Raw genomic sequence first — 18,600 nt, 5'->3', positions numbered from 1 at the left:
AGGTGGTGAATAGCCAATGGCCTCATTACGCGAGGTGGAACAGCGTATTAAATCGACGAAGAATACACGGCAGATCACGAAAGCGATGCAGATGGTGTCCGCTTCCAAGCTGAGCCGTGCAGAAGCGAACGCCAAGCAGTTCGTCCCCTACATGGACAAGATCGAAGAAGTGGTCGGCTCCATCGCATCCGCGACGCAGGGATCCAGCCACCCGATGCTCGTGACCCGTCCTGTCAAAAAGACGGGCTACATCATCGTGACGTCCGACCGCGGACTCGTCGGAGGATACAACTCCCACATCCTGCGGAAAGCGAAACGCGCCATCGAACAGCGTCACGCGTCGAAAGACGAAGTGTCCCTGTTCGTCATCGGGAGCAAAGGGACCGAGTTCTTTGAACGGCTCGGTTTCGAGGTGGAGGAGAGCCTTGTCGGCGTCTCCGATCACCCTTCGTTCGAAGAGATAAAAGACATCGCGAATAAAGCTGTTGGCATGTTCACGGAAGGCAATTACGATGAATTGTACTTATACTACAATCATTTCGTCTCCGCCATCTCCAACGAACCGACGGAACGGAAATTGCTTCCGCTTACCGACCTGGAAACATCCGGCGTGAGCTCCTCTTATGAATTCGAGCCTTCTGCGGAAGTCATCCTCGAATCCCTTTTGCCGCAATATGCGGAGAGCCTCATCTACGGAGCGGTCCTCGACGGTAAAGCGAGCGAACATGCTTCCAGTATGACAGCGATGAAGACTGCAACCGATAATGCAACAGACTTGATAGATGATTTGACGCTCGTATTCAACCGTGCCCGTCAGGCAGCGATCACCCAGGAAATCACGGAGATCGTCGCAGGCGTCGCCGCGCTCGAATAACAGCGATTACCAGAACGTACCAGTACGACAGGAGGGAATAGCATGAGCAAAGGACAAGTTCTTCAGGTTATGGGTCCGGTCGTTGACGTCCGTTTCGCGGACGGTCAGCTGCCTGCGATCTATAACTCACTGAAAGTCCAGATCAATCGCCCGGGTGCTGAAGCGGAAACGCTGACGCTGGAAGTGGCGCTTCACCTTGGGGACGATTCCGTACGTACGATTGCGATGTCCTCCACAGACGGTCTGAGACGCGGCGAGGAAGTCACCGATATGGGTGCGCCGATCTCAGTTCCAGTCGGAGACGCGACACTCGGACGTGTATTCAATGTGCTGGGTGAGGAGATCGATCTGCGCGAGCCCGTTCCGGCGGACACACAGCGCGACCCGATCCACCGCCAGGCACCAACATTCGAAAACCTTTCGACGAAAGTCGAGATCCTCGAGACAGGCATCAAAGTCGTTGACCTGCTCGCTCCGTATATCAAGGGCGGTAAGATCGGCCTCTTCGGCGGTGCGGGTGTAGGGAAGACCGTACTGATCCAGGAACTCATCAACAACATCGCACAGGAACACGGCGGTATCTCCGTATTCGCAGGTGTTGGGGAGCGGACACGTGAAGGGAACGACCTGTACTTCGAAATGACGGATTCCGGCGTTATCAAGAAAACGGCGATGGTCTTCGGTCAGATGAACGAGCCGCCTGGTGCGCGTATGCGTGTTGCACTGACGGGTCTGACAATGGCGGAATACTTCCGTGACGAACAGGGCGCTGACGTTCTGCTCTTCATCGATAATATCTACCGTTTCACACAGGCCGGTTCCGAAGTATCCGCGCTGCTCGGCCGTATGCCGTCCGCGGTTGGATACCAGCCGACACTTGCAACGGAAATGGGTCAGCTCCAGGAGCGGATCACTTCCACGAACAAAGGATCCGTCACATCGATCCAGGCGATCTACGTCCCTGCCGATGACTATACGGACCCGGCTCCGGCAACGACGTTCGCCCACCTTGACGCGACGACGAACCTGGAGCGTAAACTATCCGAGATGGGGATCTACCCTGCCGTTGACCCGCTCGCGTCGACATCCCGCGCACTAAGCTCGGACGTTGTCGGTAAAGAGCACTACGAAGTGGCGACGCAAGTCCAGGAAACGCTCCAGCGCTACCGTGAACTGCAGGATATCATCGCCATCCTCGGTATGGACGAACTGAGCGAAGACGACAAGCAGGTCGTGGACCGTGCGCGCCGTATCCAGTTCTTCCTGTCCCAGAACTTCCACGTGGCAGAGCAGTTCACAGGCCAGAAAGGATCCTATGTACCGGTCTCTGAAACAGTAGCCGGCTTCAAAGCGATCCTCGAAGGCAAGTATGACCACCTGCCGGAAGATGCATTCCGTCTCGTCGGACGCATCGAGGAAGTTGTGGCGAAAGCGAAAGAAATGGGCGTAGAAGTCTAATATAAGGGACCAGGAGGGAAAGTCATGAAGATAAAAGTCAATATCGTCACTCCCGACGGCCCTGTCATGGAAACAGAAGCGGATATGGTCATAGCGGTCACCGAAACCGGCGAACTGGGCGTCCTGCCCGGTCACATCGCCATGGTGGCACCGCTCGACATCGGCGCGCTGCGTCTGAAGAACGGCAATGAAACCGATCACGTCGCAGTCAACGGAGGCTTCCTTGAAGTCCGTCCTGACGTCGTGACCGTCCTTGCCCAGAGTGCGGAGCTTGCTTCGCATATCGACTTGGCGCGTGCAGAAATGGCGCGCAAGAAGGCGGAAGTCGCTCTTCAGCAGAAGACGAACGCACTGGAAGCCAAGCAGGCGGAACTCAGTCTGCGCCGGGCCATCAACCGCATCAAAGTTTCCGGCATGTAAGGCGGATCACACCGAATCGGGCAGAAGGGTTTCCTTCTGTCCGGTTTTTTAGCGTACAAACCAACCCGGACAGCATCCGGGCAGGCAGGGAGAGACGAAGCATATGGATATCTACGGGGTCAATCCGCTCCTTGCGATCGGATCTCACATCTTTTTCATCGGCATCTCATTCTACGCGCTGCAGGCCATCATGCCGCAGGCGATCATCCGCAAAAACCGGGTCTTCCAAACCCAGCTGCTGTATATACTGCTGAGCATTGCCATCGGTTCGGCCGTATCGAATTTCTTTTTGGACATATCCTACTGGTCAGGGAGGCTGCCGTTCTTCTTCGGCTGATTCGTCTGATCGCCGCGCAGGCATACATGCCTCCGGGGCGATCAGACGAACTATCAGCGTATCGGCAGCAGACAGCTGGGATGCGGCGGAATTATTATAATTCAATGAGAAAGGTTTACTCGGGACGGCGGTCGGGAAACCAAACGACTGTAACCTCCTTGTAATATTGGAGGGAAAAAGAGTAAGCTATTCACCCACACGGATCTTCTTAGGCATACATATCATGGACTGAGACGGTCTTTTGTCGGAAACAGTCACAATGACGCTTGTGAACCGATGCGGTACGTTGTACAATGGACTGAGTTTGGTTGATTTTTCTATCAGATTACTAATTTAAGTTTTCATCGATACACAATGACTTTGACAATGACACGGGAACGAATTATAACTTTGAGTCGGAGGGGCTTGTTTTGGATAAAATTATTATTAATGGTGGACGGCAGCTGCACGGGACGGTGCGCGTGGAAGGGGCTAAAAACGCAGTACTCCCGATCCTTGCCGCTGCCCTGCTTGCAACGGAAGGTGTAAACATCATTCGGGAAGTGCCGAATCTGTCGGATGTCCGCACGATCAACGAAGTGCTGAAAAGCTTATATGCGAAAACGGACTATAAGCCGGAGGAAGGCGAGCTGATCATCGACTCGACCGAGACACTGACGAGCGAAGCACAGTTCGAATACGTCCGTAAAATGCGTGCATCCATCTTGGTAATGGGTCCTCTGCTTGCACGCAATGGGTTTGCACGCGTGGCAATGCCCGGCGGCTGTGCGATCGGATCACGTCCGATCGACCAGCACCTGAAAGGCTTCGAAGCGATGGGCGCTGAAATTTCCTTTGGACACGGCTTCGTCGAAGCACGTGCGAACGGCGGCTTGAAAGGCGCCAAGATCTATCTCGATTTCCCGAGTGTCGGAGCGACTGAAAACATCATGACAGCTGCCGCCCTCGCGAAAGGGACGACGACGATCGAAAACGCCGCAAAAGAGCCGGAGATCGTGGACCTTGCGAACTTCATCAATGAGATGGGCGGCCGTGTGATCGGTGCCGGTACTGATGTCATCCGTATCGAAGGGGTGCCGTACTTGAAAGGCGCTGTCCATAATATCATCCCGGACCGCATCGAAACAGGTACATTCATGGTTGCTGCAGCGATTACAGGCGGAGATGTGACGATCGAAAACGCTTTGCCTGAGCACAATGCTGCCCTGATTTCCAAACTGCAGGAAATGGGTGTCGTGATCACCGAGCTTGACGAAGGCATCCGCATTACGGCCGAGCACCCGCTGAAGTCGGTCGATTTGAAGACGATGCCGCACCCTGGATTCCCGACAGATATGCAGTCCCAGATGATGGCACTCATGCTGAAAGCTGAAGGAACAGGCGTCTTGACGGAAACCGTATTCGAGAACCGGTTCATGCATGTGGAGGAATTCCGCCGCATGAATGCCGACATCAAAATCGAAGGCCGTTCCGTCATCATGAACGGACCATCGAAGCTGCAGGGCGCTGAAGTGGCAGCGACCGACCTGCGTGCTGCTGCCGCCCTCATCTTGGCCGGCCTCGTCGCAGACGGCGTGACACGTGTCACGGAGCTCGTCCACCTGGACCGCGGCTACGTCAATTTCCATCACAAACTGAAAGCACTCGGCGCGGACATCGAACGCGTTTCTTCCCAATCCGAAACAGCAGATTCCGAAATCGTGCATTCATAATACTATTGGCTGTCCTCCATCACCGGGGGACAGCTTTTTCATTGGATGGAAACAGCAGGGCGCCCAGCTGACTGCTGCGAATAAGCTAGGGCTGTGCTGCATAGAATGCGGCATGGACAAACGATTAGCAGCAGTATTCATCATCTTGCTCTTTTTCATTCCGATCTTGCTGAATGCCAAGGACAAACCGCCGGACCGCGCGTCGGCAACCCCCGGACCGGCTGTATGCCAGGCCGAGATTACAGTGGAAGGAGAGGACAAGCCCCTGCAGCTGGAAGAGTACATCATCGGCGTCGTCGCTTCCGAAATGCCGGTGTCCTACTCGCCGGAAGCCCTCAAGGCGCAGGCGATCGCCGCGCGGACCTATGCCCTGAAGGAAACGGCGGAAGGGACGAAACCGATCGGCCGCGATGTCAGCGCACAAGTCTATTCCAGTGAGAAGCAGCGGAAAGAACGCTGGGGCAAGGCGTTCAAGGAGAACGAAAAGAAAATACGGGATGCTGTGGAGGCCACGGCGGGCAAAGTCCTCGTACACGAGAATGAAATGATCACTGCCATGTTCTTCTCCACGTCGAACGGCCAGACGGAAACCGCCGAGAACTTCACAGGCAGCCCGATCCCGTATTTGCAGAGTGTGGAGAGTCCGGACGAACAGACGGTCTCCGAGGAGATTGAGCGCAAGAAGGACATGCCGCTCAGTGAATGGAATGCAAAGCTCGGGGTTTCATGGAAAGAAGCTGATTTCCGCGCACTCCAGCTGGTCCGCAACGAAACAGGCCGTGTCCAGAAAGTCATATCGGGGACGGCTGAATTCACCGGCCGGGATATCCGTGAACGCCTCGGGCTCGCCTCCACCGATTTCAACATCGGATTCGATGTGACCAACAAGGTCGTCCATATTACGACGAAAGGGTACGGCCACGGTGTCGGCATGAGCCAGAACGGCGCAGAAGCCTATGCCAAGAAGGGCTGGACTGCCGAGCAGATCGTCGGACACTACTATACCGGGACGCAGATAAAAAAATTCGAGAAGCCGGAAAGCGAATGTTTAAAAACACCGTAACTTGCAGAGAATAGCGAGTGAGGTGATCATAATGGGAGAAGAAAAAAAACCGAAAGCCCCTTCTCAGAAAAACAAGAGCACGAAAAGCAACTGGTTCTGGCCCGCCGTCTATGCAAGTTTCGCTGTGTTGTTCGTTGGAATGGTCTGGGGATACAATGCACTGAATAAGACGGAAGCACCGCAGCAGGCTGCAGTCGAGAAAGAAACAGGCAAGGACAAAGGAGGCGTCACCGTTGAAACGAACGCCAAAGCCGAGAATCTGAAGTATCCATTCAAGGAAGACCTGCTTGACCAAGTCGCTATTTTACAAGATTTCTACGATCCGGAAGCTGACGCAGCCACACGTGAAAACGCATTGCTGGTCTTCAAGCAGCAATACGTGACGAACGAAGGTGTGACACTGTCCGTCGGCGGCCAGCCATTCGAAGTCGTCGCAGCCATGAGCGGGAAAGTCGATAAAATCATTTCCGATCCGTTCCAAGGCGACGAAATCGTACTCTCGCACAAAGACGGCCTGAAGACGATCTACCGCTCCGTCACCGGCATCCTGGTGAAAGAGGGCGACGAAATCCAGCAAGGTGAAGTGCTCGCGACAACGGCGGAAAACGAATGGAACGCAGCTGCCGGCATCCACCTGCACTTCGAAGTCCAGAAAGACAACGTCGCGGTCAACCCGCATTCGTTCCTGGCTTTCCAATAACCACATCCAGCCTGCCCCCTCCGGCAGGCTTTTTTGCGTGCGTCGGTGAAGCGCTCCACTCGACGACCGACCCGCCCGTTTCGGAGATGAACCCGCCCGTTTCCAGCAGCAACCCGCCCGTTTCAAGGTTGAACCCGCCCAATCCGGTGTACAGACCCGCCCGTTCCGTCATGCAACCCGCCCGTTCCAGCATCCAACCCGCCCGTTCCAGCATCCAACCCGACCGATTCCGCCGAACTCCCCAGGGTGCCTGTGCACGGCAGCCATTCGCGTCCTTCCGCGAATTGTGGCGTGCACAGACACCCTGTTCGAGACAGCGCCACACACCCCATCTCGCGGGGAACCATCATTGCCAGGCAGTCACCCGCTCGCGCATCATGCCCTTCACCAAATCAAAACCAAGACTGACTTGTCGGGCTCCGCTGCCGCTGCGCCTTTTCTGTCAGTGCCGTCGTCGGAGCGAGCGACGGCGCTCAAGCAGGGGACTGCAACGCTCAAGAGAGAGGGAGAACCGCTCAAGCGAACGCAGAACCGCTCAAGCCCAGCCTCCCACCGCTCAAATAAGGGAGAGAACCGCTCAAGCAAACTACACAACCGCTCAAGAAACCACACACCAACGACCCAGCACCCAGCCCCCAAAAGGAATACACCCCCAGCCTGCCGCATACAGTGAAAGAACAAATGGACGACGAGAAAGGAAGAGGGTGTGCACGAACAAATTCGGAGGCGCAGCGTTCGCCTCGGCAACCTGCTGATCGAAACGGGACTCACGGTGCGGGCACTCGCAAAAGCAACGGGCTACTCGAAAAGCACGATCCACAAAGACCTGACGGAACGGCTGCCCAACATCGATTCCGCATTATCGGAAGACGTCGCCAAGGTGCTGGCCTACCACAAATCCATCCGCCATCTGAGAGGCGGCGAAGCTACACGCCAGAAATGGAAAATGGAACAGCAGAAACTGATCGAAACCGACACAAAAGCGGACTAGCGGCACAGCTGGTCCGCTTTTTCGCGGGGATTTCAGGAAGGCGGCCGGACAGCCCTGGCCGAGTGCGCCGAATCAGCGAAATTCGGCACTTATTATGTTCTTTTGAAGAACATTGTGATAAAATGTTAAGTTAGGAGAACGTGTAAATTTCCAATTTACCGGCCGGACGAACGGAAGGGGCAGGGATGAGATGTTTGCGAAAGATATCGGCATTGACCTGGGTACATCCAATGTACTGATACATGTGAAAGGAAAAGGGATCGAACTGAACGAACCATCCGTGGTCGCAGTCGATCCTGCAGCGAAAAGCATGGTGGCGGTCGGGGAGGAAGCGCACCGGATGATCGGCCGCACCCCCGGTAATATCCAGGTCATGCGTCCCTTGAAAGACGGTGTCATCGCTGATTTCGACAGCACCGAAGCGATGCTGAAAGGGTTCATCGACCGTCTGAAGGTCAGAGGCTGGTTCTCGAAGCCCCGCATCCTGATCTGCTGTCCGACCGATGTCACAAGCGTCGAACAGAAGGCCATCAAGGAAGCCGTCCAGAAATCAGGCGGCCGCCAGGTATTCCTGGAAGCCGAACCGAAAGTCGCAGCAATTGGCGCCGGCATGGACATCTACCAGCCGAGCGGCAACATGGTCATCGACATCGGCGGCGGGACGACGGACGTCGCAGTGCTCTCCATGGGGGATATCGTCACCTCCGCATCCATCAAGATCGCCGGCAATACGTTCGATAACGATATCATCCAATCCATCAAGAAAAACCATAAATTGCTGATCGGGGAACGCACCGCTGAAGACGTCAAAATCGCCGTCACGTCGCTGTTCCCGGGCGGCGAAGAAAAAGAGCTGGCCATCCGCGGGCGCGATCTTGTCTCCGGACTTCCGCGCACAGTGACCATCACGTCGAAGGAGGTCAGCGATGCGATGGAGGAATCGGTCGCCTGGATCCTCCACACCGCGAAGAACGTGCTCGAGAAGACACCGCCGGAACTGTCCGCGGACATCATCGACCGCGGCATCATCCTTACAGGGGGCGGCGCACTGCTCCGCGGACTCGATCAGCTGCTTGCAGAAGAGCTCAAAGTACCGGTATTCACAGCAGAGGATCCGCTTGCCTGTGTGGCGAAAGGGACAGGCATCATGCTCGACAGCCTGGATAAAAAACGCAGGAAATCTTGAAGACAGCAGCCACTGGACCATTTGCATCACAGCACAAAGGAGGCGGAGCGGATGTTCCGTGGATTCTATACAGCCGGTTCCGGCATGATTGCACAGCAGCGCAGAACCGAAATGCTTTCAAATAATATGGCGAACGCCAATACCCCCGGATTCAAGGCCGAGCAGTCATCCATCCGGTCATTCCCGGAAATGCTTCTGTCCAGCCTCGAGACGGCGAAGATCCCGGTCGAGAACCGGTTTCAGATGAAAGGGCTGCGCCCGGTCGGACAGCTGTCCACCGGGACGTACATGCAGGAGACAGCCCCGCTGTTCACGCAGGGCCAGCTCCGCGAAACGGAACTGACGACGGATATCGCCCTCATCGACGGCTCACTGCCTGTCGATGAAGAAACAGGACGTCCGGGCGCCGTGTTCTACACACTCGAAGGGCCGGGCGGGGAACGGGCCTACACGAAAAACGGGAACTTTGCCCTCAACGCGGAAGGCTACCTGACGAATGCTTCCGGAAACTACGTGCTCGATGACCGCGGTCAGCGCATCCAGCTGCCGGACGATGACTTCGATGTTTCGCCCGAAGGCGTCATCTCCTATGGCGGCGCCGGACAGGGCATCCGTCTCGGCATCGGTTTCGCCGCACAGCCGGAGACGCTCGCAAAGCGTGATAACGGTCTGTTCTATGCATCAGAGGACCTGCCGGACGCAGCAGATGCAGACGGCGTCACCTATTCGTTCCAGCAGGGGTTCGTCGAACAGTCGAATGTCGATGCCGCCCGCACGATGACGGATATGATGACGGCCTACCGCGCGTTCGAAGCGAACCAGAAAGTGCTTCAGGCGTATGACCGCAGCATGGAAAAAACGGTGTCCGAAGTGGGCCGGGTCAATGGCTGACCGCGTCCGCTGCATGAGTGAAAGGAGTCAACCGAGATGATCCGAACGATGACAACAGCTGTCAACACCATGAACCAGCTGCAGAACAATATCGATATGATCGGCAATAACCTGTCCAACCTGACGACACACGGCTATAAGGCGAACCAGGCGAGCTTCCAGGAGATGCTCTACCAGCAGTTCAATAATGACAAGGCGGACAAGGCACCGCGCGAAACGCCTGCAGGCATCCGCTATGGTGTCGGTGCGATGCTTGCCCAGACGCAGATGAACTGGAAAGTCGGCACTCTTCAGCCGACGGACCGGAATCTCGACTTTGCGCTGACGGAGCCGAAACAGTATTTCAATGTACTCGCAGGAGGGGAGACCGTCTACACGCGCCAGGGGAACTTCTACCTGTCGCCTGACGGGAACCGGACGGCGCTCGTCGACGGGGAAGGCAATGCAGTCGCGGACAGTACTGGCAGACCGATCTCCTTCACCGGAACGGTTGCTGACTTCGAATTGCGGGACGGCGGTGTGCTGACGGCAAGACGGGCGGACGGCACGGAACAGACGGTCACCCTGGGCATCACACGCATGGAGCGGCCGAACCTGATGACGCGGCTGTCGTCGACACATTTCAAAGTGCCGGACAATCTGGATGAACTCGGCGTCACGGAAGCGGATATTTTAACAGAACTTACTGGAGCTGCGGAATCGGAGATTGCCATCCGGCAGGGGGCGCTCGAAGGTTCCAACGTGGACTATCAAAAAGAAATGACAGACCTCATCAACGTCCAGCGATCGTATCAATTCAACTCACGTACGGTCTCCATCGCTGATCAGATGCTCGGCCTGGTCAACAACATCCGGTGAGCGAAGTGGGGAGCATTGATATGACCGAAGAGAAACGAATCACAAGCACACCGGCAGAAACACCGGCAGAATCGTCGCAAAAACCGATCATGAGCCGCACGGAAGCAAGAAGAGCGCATGCCGCAACCGTTGCCGAGACAGCAGCGGAACAGGAGAAGCCGGTGCGCAGCAGACGGAGCAAAGAGCCGTATGCCGGACAGACGGTTCCTGAAACACGGAACGAACGGCCGGCAGCCGCGAACGCACAAGCAGACGAAGAAGCGGCGGATGTGAAACCGGTCCGCTGGGTGCAGATCCGCATCCTGCCGATCTATGTCCGTGTCCTGCTCGTCATTTTGTTATTAGCTGTGGCAGTCATTGCCGGCGCGATGATCGGCTACAGCATCCTCGGGGACGGTCCGGCCGGTGATGTCTTCCAAAAAGAGACATGGACGCACATTTTCGATATCATGAACGGGAAAGAATAGTATACGCCAAAGGGGGAATTCCATGCTGACAGCTGAACAGATCCAGGCTATCATCCCGCACCGCTACCCATTCCTGCTCGTCGACCGCATCCTCGAAGTCGAAGCGGGCGTACGGGCGGAAGGATTTAAGAACGTAAGTGTCAATGAAGACTATTTCAACGGCCACTTTCCTGGATATCCCGTCATGCCGGGTGTCCTGATCGTCGAAGCGCTGGCCCAGGTCGGTGCGGTCGCGATCCTGCAGAAGGAAGAGAACAAAGGCCGTCTGGCATTCTTCGCGGGCATCGACAACTGCCGTTTCAAGCGCCAGGTCGTGCCGGGGGACGTGCTGCATCTGAAAGTGGAAATCACCCGGATGCGCGGATCGATCGGCAAAGGGCATGCGGTGGCAACTGTGGAAGGTGAAGTCGCCTGCGAGGCGGATATCACATTCGCACTCGGGGCAAAAGAGGACTGAACCGGTTAAAAGTTGCAACCGATTCCAGTATCCGATAAAATTTCAAGTAATGCAGTACGGAAATCGGCCTGTGCAAGAGCTGCACAGCAAGCTGATCAGACATGCCGCAAGCGGCATATGTACACTGTGGGAGGTACGAAACGAGAATGTTCAAAAGTCTTTCACCCAACCTGAAGAGCAGCATCACGAGGTCGATCACACAGACCTTTGAACAATACATGGCAGAAATCGGATGGGATCCCGACCGGTATGACATGAATGATTTCATGAAACGGTGGAGCGAGTACATCACGAAAAAAGCACTGTGGTATGAAAAGATACCGGATGACGTCAAACTGTCGGCGGAATTCCATGAAGACGTCGCAACGCGTATCAACGAAGTGATCCGGAAAGTGCTCAGCGAACCGCCATCCGAAGAACAGATCGCCTCCATCCAGCAAATGCAGGAAAAGCTGGAGACGCAGTACTTCTACGAGTGCAAAGCGGAAGCGGCCTACGTGGAGTCAGAATTGAAAAAACGGGTGGACGCATAAGAAATCACGGATAGTTCCCCTTTTCCAGGCCAAGCTATGACAGATGGCTGAATGGAGAGGAGGGAACTTTTTATGTGGAAAAAAGCGATACCGCTGGCGGCAGCGGGGTTCCTGCTGACGGCGTGCGGCAACAATGACAACGATGCAATGCCGGACAATGACGAAACACCGATGGAAGACCTGGACCGCCGGACGGACGACTGGACGCCGGAAATGGATGCGGACAATCCGGACGGTACAGCTGGCCCGAATCTGGATGGCGTGGAAGAGGCACGTCCGGAAAACGGTGACGACAACCTGCTCGACAATGGCGGGATGGACGGCAATGGTACCGGCGGGGTGAATGGGATGGACGGCGATGGTACGCTTAAAGGCAACGGCAACGCAGAAGGCGATGACTGGGGCGCGAACAGTACGGAGGACGGCGACAACACGGCGGGCACCGGAAACAACGGCGGCTCCCCGAAGAAAGACGACAAGAACGGCATGAAATAAGGAGCGGCACGACGCACTTATTTGGAATGCGGATACAAAAAAGGGCTGTCCGGCACAACAGATCACTGATCTGCCCGGACAGCCCTTCTTCCATGTATTAGGTCTTCTTCTTCAGACGCGGACGCGACCGCATGTCATGCTCGAACCGCTCCAGCAGCTCCGGTCCCTCCAGCCCGCTCTCCATCAGTTCACCCAGCAGCTGTTCTGCATACTCGCTCCGCTGCCGCTTCAGCCGTCCCTTCAGCAATACGGACAGCCTGTCTCCGATCTGCTGGACAGTATCGATCGCCAGCAGGAATGCAGCCGGTTCGTTCTCGGGATAGGAAATAACCACTTTTGCTTCGAGCAATTCCTCGTTGGTCTGCAGTTTCTCGAACCGCTCCTTGAGCGAAGCGTCCAGGAACAGTTCCAGTATCCACATCCGATGGCTGTTTTCCTGATTGATGATGATGCCGTCAAGCAGCGGCAGCTCTTCTGCCTGGTCGTCCGCGAGAAAGTTGAACGATATCATTTTGAATGTTTTCATCCCCTCTGCAGCCCCCTTTTCCACCCAGTATACCATAGCGGAAATAAACTTTTTCAAAAATGGTCAAAGCCGAATTATCGTGGAAACGAGACAATTGCCAAACCTCCTGCCAGCCATGAAATTTGTCGTATCGTCTGGAATCGGACATGCCAAACTTCAAGTTTGACCTGAAAAAGACCATCAAATCCCCGAAATGCCAAGTTGTGCAGAAAAACGGAACATCGTATAGTCAAGGCAGCTTAAAAGAGAGGAGGGGAACAGGTGAATCACGTAGCACTCGTGGGACGGCTCACAAAAGATCCGGAACTCCGCATGGTCGGGGATCGGAGAGCGCAGGCCAGCTTCACGCTAGCTGTGAACAGGAGCTTCAAGAACCAGCAGGGAGAGATCGATGCCGACTTCATCCTTTGCTCGATCTGGGGCAAGACTGCGGAGAGCACGGCCAGGCACTGCGGTAAAGGATCGCTTATCGGTATCAGCGGGCGCATCCAGACACGGACGTATGAGCGGCAAGACCGGACACGCGCCTACGTGACGGAGATCATCGGGGAGGATGTGCGATTCATCCAGACGAAGAAACCGGCATCAGCGGATCATCAGTCTGCCGCGGCGGGCAGCCCGTCTGCCGAGACGGAACGCGAAGCGGCATCAGCGCACTTCGAGCTGCCGCCGTCCAAGCCGGAATCCGAGGCACTGCCGATTTACTGAGCCTGCAGACATACATAGGCGCAGAAACGTGCAGACAGGAAGGAGGGACAGCACCGGGCGCCGATCCGGGTGGAGGAACCGCTTAACCTGTCCGGCTGAAAGACCTGCCGGACAGAGGGGAGTATCAAACGGCCGGGATATTCGGGGGAGCATCCCGGCGTACGCCGCCTGCAGGCGGATCCATCTCAGGCAGACCTGCAGCGGTGCATGTACATGTTAGCTATAACGAGGAGACGACTGAACGCCATAGTATCAGCAGGGCGGCCGCAGCCGGCGGGAGACCGCTTCCCGCTCCACTGCGGCGCTGCTGATGAAAAAAAGGGGGATGGAATGATGGACGCACAGCAGCAGCTCATGTATCGGATGGAACTGCAGATCGGCCAGCTGATCCGCATGGTCGCGAACTTGAACGAACGGATGGAACAGCTTGAACAGCTGGAACGGACGAAAACACTCCGTGTCATACATATGAAACGGCTGACCCGCGTCTAGACGGAAAAACGCAAACCGCCGGAGCGATTTGCGTCTGTTTCCATGCAGGGTCAGCCGAACGTCAGCAGGTCATCGAGTTCCGTATCGGACAGCTCAGTCAGCCACTGGCTCGACTGGATGAGGTCCGCGGATAATGCCGCTTTTTCTTCCAGCATCTTATCTATTTTCTCCTCGATCGTCCCGATCGTCACGAACTTATGGACGTGCACGAACTTTTCCTGCCCGATCCGGTACGCCCGGTCGGTCGCCTGGTTTTCGACCGCCGGGTTCCACCAGCGGTCCGCGTGCAGCACATGGTTCGCAGCCGTCAGGTTCAGCCCCGTACCGCCCGCCTTCAGCGAGAGGATGAATATCGGGAATTCACCTCTCTGGAATGCCTCCACCAGAGCGTCCCGCTGCCCTTTCGGCATACTGCCCGTCAGGAACGGTACATCGAAGTCATACAGGTCGGACAGGCACTGCCGGATCAGCTGGCCCATGCCGATATACTGGGTGAAGATCAGGCACTGCTCGCCGTTCTGGGCGATTTCCGCCGCCAGCTTCACGAGCCGTTCCAGCTTGTCGGAACGCACGAGCATCCGGTCTGCCGTCGTATACGGTTCTTTCAGGAACAGCGCCGGATGGTTGCACAGCTGCTTCAGACGGCTCAGCATCTTCAGGATGAGCCCCTTGCGTTCGAAGCCGGAGAGCGTCTGGAGCTTGAACTTCGTCTCCTCTATGAAACTCTCATACAGCGCCGCCTGTTCTGCGGTGAGCGGCACGTATTCGTTCTGTTCGAGCTTCTTCGGCAGGTTCAGCTGCAGGTCCGGATCGTTCTTCGTCCGCCGCAGCAGGAACGGGTGGATCTTCGACCGCAGCCGGCGTTTCGTCCGATCATCGTCATCCCGCTCGATCGGAATGATATAGTCATCCGTGAAGCGCCGGAAACTGCCGAAGTATCCGCGGTGGATGAAGTCGAAGATCGCCCACAGTTCCGCCAGGCGATTTTCGATCGGTGTTCCGGTCAGGGCGATATGGTGGCCGCCCTGCAGCTTCCGGATCGCCCGCGACTGCTTCGTCTGCATATTCTTGATGTTCTGTGCTTCATCGAGTGTGATACTCGCAAACGGGAATGTTGTCAGGAAGTCGCTGTCCTGTGTCGCGGTCCCGTAAGTCGTCAGTACGACGTCGGGCTGCTCGGCTTCCATCGATTGCGCGAACTGCTCTTCCCGCAGGCGGCCCGGTCCGTAATGGATTGACGCCTTCAGGGAAGGAGCGAATTTCTCAAGCTCCTTCTGCCAGTTGCCGAGTACGCTCGTCGGGCAGATGATGAGCGACGGAGCCCCTGTATCAGCCTGTTCGTGGACGGCGAGCAGGTAGCTGATGAGCTGCACTGTCTTGCCGAGCCCCATATCATCCGCGAGGCACGCGCCGAACTTGTTCTTCCGCATGAACATGAGCCAGTTGAAGCCTTCATGCTGGTACGGCCGCAGTTCCGTCTGCAGACTGGCAGGGATCGTAACCTCCGGCAGTCCCTTTTTGTCCATGATCTGATCGACGTATTCCCGGAGTGACTGCTGCATGGTGAACGCGAGAAGCGGATCTTCTTCCTCCATCTCCTCCTCGATTGGCACGATCTCCTCGGGAAGCTCTTGGAACAGCAGATCCTTCACGGTCCATTCGCCTTCATCCGCCTGTTCCATCAGCTCCCGGATACGTTTCAGCCAGGCGGGATCGATATGGAACCATTCGTCACCCGTACGGATGAACTCCCGGTTTTCGTCCACCATCCGCTGGAACGCATCCCGGTCGATCATCTGGCCGCCGAGGGAGAAGTTCCAATTGAACGACAGCACTTCATCGAGCCCGGCTGCGGATCGGTAGGACTGGATGCCGGCGTCGGTCCGGATCTTCAGTTTCGTATCCGTCACAGTTTTCAGCCAAGCCGGCAGCAGCACTGTGAACCCGAACGACTGGAACAGCGGCAGATCATGCTGGATGAACAGCCGCACTTCCGGATCGCTCATCGGCATATGGAGGAAGCTGCCGTCCGCTTCAGGAGCCGCGGACTGGAGGAATGACATCATTTCGGACTGCTGCTCCTCGAGCGCATCCGCATAGGTCTTCCATTTGGCAGGCAATGCATCCGCAATCGGTGCATTGCGCTTCGACTTCGCCGGTATCCATTGGGTACCGCGCTCGTTCAGCAGGACCGTCTCGAGCAGCCAGTCCACGGTCCGGTCGGCATCAGGTTCCGTCAGCCGGAGTGCACAGCGGACAGGCAGATCGGTCCGTGCCTCCCCCGGCCAGCCATAGGTCTTCAAATGCGGCAGCAGGGCAGTGACGGAATCGGGTCCGACGCCGAGCGCTTTGAACTTGCTGATGACCGCCTGCTTCAGCAGGCCGGCAGCACCGTCAGACAGGCCTGCAGCCTCGCCGGCGAGATGGATGACCTCGTCGGCATCGGGCTGGATGTACGAAAACAGATCCGCGGACTGCCATAACGCAGCCGCCTCTTCTGCAGTCTTCAGCTGGTCCGCGTCGTGTTCCGTGCTGCCGGCATACGAAACGAACGGGTGGCGTCCTGCGCCGAGCGCCTGGACCCATTCGTGGGGACGCAGGATAACGGAGTTTTCCTCGACCGGCACCGACAGACCGAAGAGTGTTGATTCATCATTGAAGAAGAGGAACGAGACAAGACGGTCTGCAGGCAGCGCTGTCCCGTAATCATCGGCAGCTGCCACGGCGAAATTTTCGCGGTCCGTCGGCTGGACTGTCAGATGCAGCGTGCGGACGAGCGGATTGGCTGGATTCATAATTCCAGATTCCCCCTTTCCATTTCTTCGACCAGTGCCCGGAGACGCCGGTGTTTCTCGCGTACGGAGCGGATGTAGCGGTTCCAGAAATCGTTCCGTCCGCTTCGTTTGCAGGCGGTCCGCATCCGTTTGAACAATTTGACGGCCCGGCGGTAGCTCATCCGGTTCTTATCGGCGATGAACTGCTGGGCGTAGTCATGCAGCAGCGGCATGGCGGCATCCGGCTGATGGGCCAGTACTTCCTTCATCTCTTCCGCATCCACACTGTCGAACGGTACGGCGAACCGGTGCAGCAGGGCGGCCCACTCCATGTAGCGCTCCCGTTCGGCGAGGAAACGCGAATAGCGGCTGATGCCGATCTTGCCGTACATCGAATAGACCGTTTCATATTCTTCATCGGTGAAATCACCGCTGTCGAGCAGTGCGTCGATCTGCTGGGCGGCGGCCAGTTGTTCACTGCGGCTCGTCTGCCGGCTGAAGTAAGAGCCGACCGACGGATACAGTCCCCGGGCGATCGCGCCGGCCGTCGGCATGAGTGCCGACTCCCTGGCGAATTTCGCAAGCATCATCCAGCTGCCGAAATCAGGTGCCTGTTCGGCGGAGAGCGCTCCTTCCAGGATATCCCCGCGCCCTTCGATGATCGCAAAGTACATCGAAAGCAGTTTCGCTTCTTCCGACCCATCTTCCGCAAGCCGGCGTTTTTCCTCTTCGCGTTCATCACGGCCGGAAAACAGCTGGCCCCAGACCGCTTCGTAAATACGGAAGCGGTATGCGAACTGGCCGCTGTGCCGGACACAGACCGAGTAGACTAAGGTCTTCAGACGGTTCATGAACGGATCGGTCTCGAACAGTTTCGGTTTGCTGCCGAACGTACCGGCAAGGCGTTCGATATCGGCGATCTGATCGTTCAGCCATGTCGTCACCTGCCACGTGCCATAGGCATGCTGCGAATGGCCCGCATCCAGCACGTCCGAAATATAGGCCCAGGCAGCGTCGAGAAGGTGCAGGCGATAATACAGATCGAACAGCGGCTTCCACTCATACTCGAACGGCATGAGCGGGCGCACCCGGTTTTCGATTTCCGCGCATTCGTATGTGAAGACGGAGGAGTTCACGGCCGGCGTCAGCTTCCGCAGCGGAGCTGTCACGTTCGCCAGTGCGGCATCCCAGGCATCCGGCGTACGCTCGGTGATCTTCACGGCGAGCTCTTCCTTCTCGGACGTCCGCCAGTCCTGGTACCACTCCGTCAGTGAATTGAATTGTGAATATAAGTCGAAGACAACTGCCAGCTGATGCTCACAGCGGTCTTTCGTGCCGCATGTGCAGCTGAGCGCCTGGTCGCCGAATGAAAACCGGACGAATTCCGACGCCCGATCGTTGAGCTGCGCCAGCACTTCGCCATCGTCCTGTGAATACCGGTAGGACGAAATGGCTCCCCGCCGGACCATCGTGATCGCCCGGCGGACCAGGTCAGCCTGCTCCGGCTGGTCCGGCCGGAATCTGTATCGGATATCCTTCATCATCTTTTCAATTTCCCGTTCATGCAAATACGAAATCCGTTCTGCAGCGACGCGCAAAGTTAACCCTCTCCCTCGACAAAGCATTCTTTCTATTATACCCCATGTCGGGCAGGTGCG

At 56.6% G+C, this 18,600-nt stretch carries 21 protein-coding genes; 17 read left to right on the top strand and 4 right to left on the bottom strand.

Features of this window, described 5'->3' with window-relative positions:
- Window positions 1-16: 16 nt before the first annotated feature.
- The 7 genes from atpG to BN1190_RS13615 all read left to right on the top strand — a co-directional run bounded on the left by atpG (window position 17) and on the right by BN1190_RS13615 (window position 6,564).
- Entirely contained in the window at window positions 17-874 is an 858-nt protein-coding gene (gene atpG, locus BN1190_RS13645) for an ATP synthase F1 subunit gamma (RefSeq protein ID WP_040287547.1), read from the top strand.
- Between the two features lie 42 nt (window positions 875-916).
- Window positions 917-2,332: a F0F1 ATP synthase subunit beta gene (gene atpD, locus BN1190_RS13640; protein WP_040287546.1), complete on the top strand. Its 1,416-nt coding sequence runs from the start codon at window positions 917-919 to the stop codon at window positions 2,330-2,332.
- 24 nt (window positions 2,333-2,356) lie between these two features.
- The gene (locus BN1190_RS13635) at window positions 2,357-2,752 is read left to right on the top strand and encodes a F0F1 ATP synthase subunit epsilon (RefSeq protein ID WP_040287545.1); all 396 of its coding nucleotides are present in this window, start codon (window positions 2,357-2,359) and stop codon (window positions 2,750-2,752) included.
- A gap of 103 nt (window positions 2,753-2,855) precedes the next feature.
- Window positions 2,856-3,089, top strand: a complete 234-nt coding sequence (locus tag BN1190_RS13630) for a DUF1146 family protein (protein WP_040287544.1) — start codon at window positions 2,856-2,858, stop codon at window positions 3,087-3,089.
- A 410-nt stretch (window positions 3,090-3,499) separates the two neighbouring features.
- Window positions 3,500-4,801, top strand: a complete 1,302-nt coding sequence (gene murA, locus BN1190_RS13625) for a UDP-N-acetylglucosamine 1-carboxyvinyltransferase (protein ID WP_040287543.1) — start codon at window positions 3,500-3,502, stop codon at window positions 4,799-4,801.
- Between the two features lie 112 nt (window positions 4,802-4,913).
- The gene (spoIID, locus tag BN1190_RS13620; RefSeq protein WP_040287542.1) at window positions 4,914-5,864 is read left to right on the top strand and encodes a stage II sporulation protein D; all 951 of its coding nucleotides are present in this window, start codon (window positions 4,914-4,916) and stop codon (window positions 5,862-5,864) included.
- A gap of 31 nt (window positions 5,865-5,895) precedes the next feature.
- On the top strand, window positions 5,896-6,564 hold the full coding sequence (locus BN1190_RS13615; RefSeq protein WP_040287541.1) for a M23 family metallopeptidase: 669 nt from the start codon (window positions 5,896-5,898) through the stop codon (window positions 6,562-6,564).
- Here the strand turns inward: BN1190_RS13615 and BN1190_RS13610 are convergent.
- A complete protein-coding gene (locus BN1190_RS13610) occupies window positions 6,533-6,736 on the bottom strand; it encodes a hypothetical protein (RefSeq protein ID WP_144036118.1) in 204 nt (67 codons plus the stop codon). The two genes, BN1190_RS13615 and BN1190_RS13610, sit on opposite strands and share 32 nt — an antisense overlap.
- A gap of 534 nt (window positions 6,737-7,270) precedes the next feature.
- On the opposite strand from BN1190_RS13610, the gene BN1190_RS13605 reads away from it, so the two are divergent.
- The 8 genes from BN1190_RS13605 (at window position 7,271) to BN1190_RS13570 (ending at window position 12,442) form a co-directional block, all read left to right on the top strand.
- Window positions 7,271-7,555 (top strand): sporulation transcriptional regulator SpoIIID, encoded by a 285-nt coding sequence (locus BN1190_RS13605; RefSeq protein WP_040287539.1) that lies wholly within the window; start codon window positions 7,271-7,273, stop codon window positions 7,553-7,555.
- A gap of 190 nt (window positions 7,556-7,745) precedes the next feature.
- Window positions 7,746-8,741, top strand: a complete 996-nt coding sequence (gene mreB / locus BN1190_RS13600) for a rod shape-determining protein MreB (protein ID WP_040287538.1) — start codon at window positions 7,746-7,748, stop codon at window positions 8,739-8,741.
- Between the two features lie 51 nt (window positions 8,742-8,792).
- Entirely contained in the window at window positions 8,793-9,632 is an 840-nt protein-coding gene (locus tag BN1190_RS13595; RefSeq protein WP_040287537.1) for a flagellar hook-basal body protein, read from the top strand.
- A 36-nt stretch (window positions 9,633-9,668) separates the two neighbouring features.
- Window positions 9,669-10,490 carry a flagellar hook-basal body protein gene (locus BN1190_RS13590; protein ID WP_040287536.1) on the top strand — a complete coding sequence of 274 codons (822 nt, stop codon included), beginning with the start codon at window positions 9,669-9,671 and terminating at the stop codon, window positions 10,488-10,490.
- A 20-nt stretch (window positions 10,491-10,510) separates the two neighbouring features.
- The gene (locus BN1190_RS13585; RefSeq protein ID WP_052461892.1) at window positions 10,511-10,957 is read left to right on the top strand and encodes a DNA-directed RNA polymerase subunit beta; all 447 of its coding nucleotides are present in this window, start codon (window positions 10,511-10,513) and stop codon (window positions 10,955-10,957) included.
- Between the two features lie 22 nt (window positions 10,958-10,979).
- Entirely contained in the window at window positions 10,980-11,414 is a 435-nt protein-coding gene (gene fabZ / locus BN1190_RS13580) for a 3-hydroxyacyl-ACP dehydratase FabZ (protein WP_040287535.1), read from the top strand.
- Between the two features lie 146 nt (window positions 11,415-11,560).
- A complete protein-coding gene (locus BN1190_RS13575; RefSeq protein ID WP_040287534.1) occupies window positions 11,561-11,947 on the top strand; it encodes a hypothetical protein in 387 nt (128 codons plus the stop codon).
- Window positions 11,948-12,019: 72 nt separating this feature from the next.
- Window positions 12,020-12,442: a hypothetical protein gene (locus BN1190_RS13570; protein WP_040287533.1), complete on the top strand. Its 423-nt coding sequence runs from the start codon at window positions 12,020-12,022 to the stop codon at window positions 12,440-12,442.
- A 97-nt stretch (window positions 12,443-12,539) separates the two neighbouring features.
- Here the strand turns inward: BN1190_RS13570 and BN1190_RS13565 are convergent, their stop codons facing one another.
- Window positions 12,540-12,968: a YwpF family protein gene (locus BN1190_RS13565; RefSeq protein ID WP_040287532.1), complete on the bottom strand. Its 429-nt coding sequence runs from the start codon at window positions 12,966-12,968 to the stop codon at window positions 12,540-12,542.
- 261 nt (window positions 12,969-13,229) lie between these two features.
- Here BN1190_RS13565 and BN1190_RS13560 point away from each other — a divergent pair, with 261 nt between their 5' ends.
- Together BN1190_RS13560 and BN1190_RS14920 are read left to right on the top strand one after the other, a co-directional pair.
- Window positions 13,230-13,676, top strand: coding sequence for a single-stranded DNA-binding protein (locus BN1190_RS13560; protein ID WP_082023422.1), 447 nt, complete (start codon window positions 13,230-13,232; stop codon window positions 13,674-13,676).
- A gap of 213 nt (window positions 13,677-13,889) precedes the next feature.
- The gene (locus BN1190_RS14920; RefSeq protein WP_144036117.1) at window positions 13,890-14,168 is read left to right on the top strand and encodes a hypothetical protein; all 279 of its coding nucleotides are present in this window, start codon (window positions 13,890-13,892) and stop codon (window positions 14,166-14,168) included.
- A 50-nt stretch (window positions 14,169-14,218) separates the two neighbouring features.
- Here BN1190_RS14920 and BN1190_RS13555 read toward each other — a convergent pair whose 3' ends face one another.
- Together BN1190_RS13555 and BN1190_RS13550 are read right to left on the bottom strand one after the other, a co-directional pair.
- Complete coding sequence (locus BN1190_RS13555; protein ID WP_098060140.1) at window positions 14,219-16,963, bottom strand: DEAD/DEAH box helicase; 2,745 nt, start codon at window positions 16,961-16,963, stop codon at window positions 14,219-14,221.
- A complete protein-coding gene (locus BN1190_RS13550) occupies window positions 16,960-18,540 on the bottom strand; it encodes a hypothetical protein (protein ID WP_040287530.1) in 1,581 nt (526 codons plus the stop codon). Before BN1190_RS13550 ends, BN1190_RS13555 begins: the two co-directional genes overlap by 4 nt.
- Between the last annotated feature and the right edge of the window lie 60 nt (window positions 18,541-18,600).

Origin of the sequence: Sporosarcina koreensis (genome assembly GCF_000826145.2) — a bacterium.
Classification (GTDB): Bacteria; Bacillota; Bacilli; order Bacillales_A; family Planococcaceae; genus Sporosarcina; species Sporosarcina trichiuri.
The sequence above is the reverse complement of the archived record's forward strand: the minus strand, read 5'-3'. Positions and strand labels throughout refer to the sequence as shown.

Bases quoted from the DNA above. Each gene is read 5' to 3' on its own strand.
- atpG (WP_040287547.1), top strand. From the start codon at position 17: ATGGCCTCATTACGCGAGGTGGAACAGCGTATTAAATCGACGAAGAAT.
- atpD (WP_040287546.1), top strand. From the start codon at position 917: ATGAGCAAAGGACAAGTTCTTCAGGTTATGGGTCCGGTCGTTGACGTC.
- BN1190_RS13635 (WP_040287545.1), top strand. From the start codon at position 2,357: ATGAAGATAAAAGTCAATATCGTCACTCCCGACGGCCCTGTCATGGAA.
- BN1190_RS13630 (WP_040287544.1), top strand. From the start codon at position 2,856: ATGGATATCTACGGGGTCAATCCGCTCCTTGCGATCGGATCTCACATC.
- spoIID (WP_040287542.1), top strand. From the start codon at position 4,914: ATGGACAAACGATTAGCAGCAGTATTCATCATCTTGCTCTTTTTCATT.
- BN1190_RS13615 (WP_040287541.1), top strand. From the start codon at position 5,896: ATGGGAGAAGAAAAAAAACCGAAAGCCCCTTCTCAGAAAAACAAGAGC.
- BN1190_RS13610 (WP_144036118.1), bottom strand. From the start codon at position 6,736: ATGACGGAACGGGCGGGTCTGTACACCGGATTGGGCGGGTTCAACCTT.
- mreB (WP_040287538.1), top strand. From the start codon at position 7,746: ATGTTTGCGAAAGATATCGGCATTGACCTGGGTACATCCAATGTACTG.
- BN1190_RS13595 (WP_040287537.1), top strand. From the start codon at position 8,793: ATGTTCCGTGGATTCTATACAGCCGGTTCCGGCATGATTGCACAGCAG.
- BN1190_RS13590 (WP_040287536.1), top strand. From the start codon at position 9,669: ATGATCCGAACGATGACAACAGCTGTCAACACCATGAACCAGCTGCAG.
- BN1190_RS13585 (WP_052461892.1), top strand. From the start codon at position 10,511: ATGACCGAAGAGAAACGAATCACAAGCACACCGGCAGAAACACCGGCA.
- fabZ (WP_040287535.1), top strand. From the start codon at position 10,980: ATGCTGACAGCTGAACAGATCCAGGCTATCATCCCGCACCGCTACCCA.
- BN1190_RS13575 (WP_040287534.1), top strand. From the start codon at position 11,561: ATGTTCAAAAGTCTTTCACCCAACCTGAAGAGCAGCATCACGAGGTCG.
- BN1190_RS13570 (WP_040287533.1), top strand. From the start codon at position 12,020: ATGTGGAAAAAAGCGATACCGCTGGCGGCAGCGGGGTTCCTGCTGACG.
- BN1190_RS13565 (WP_040287532.1), bottom strand. From the start codon at position 12,968: ATGAAAACATTCAAAATGATATCGTTCAACTTTCTCGCGGACGACCAG.
- BN1190_RS14920 (WP_144036117.1), top strand. From the start codon at position 13,890: ATGTTAGCTATAACGAGGAGACGACTGAACGCCATAGTATCAGCAGGG.
- BN1190_RS13555 (WP_098060140.1), bottom strand. From the start codon at position 16,963: ATGAATCCAGCCAATCCGCTCGTCCGCACGCTGCATCTGACAGTCCAG.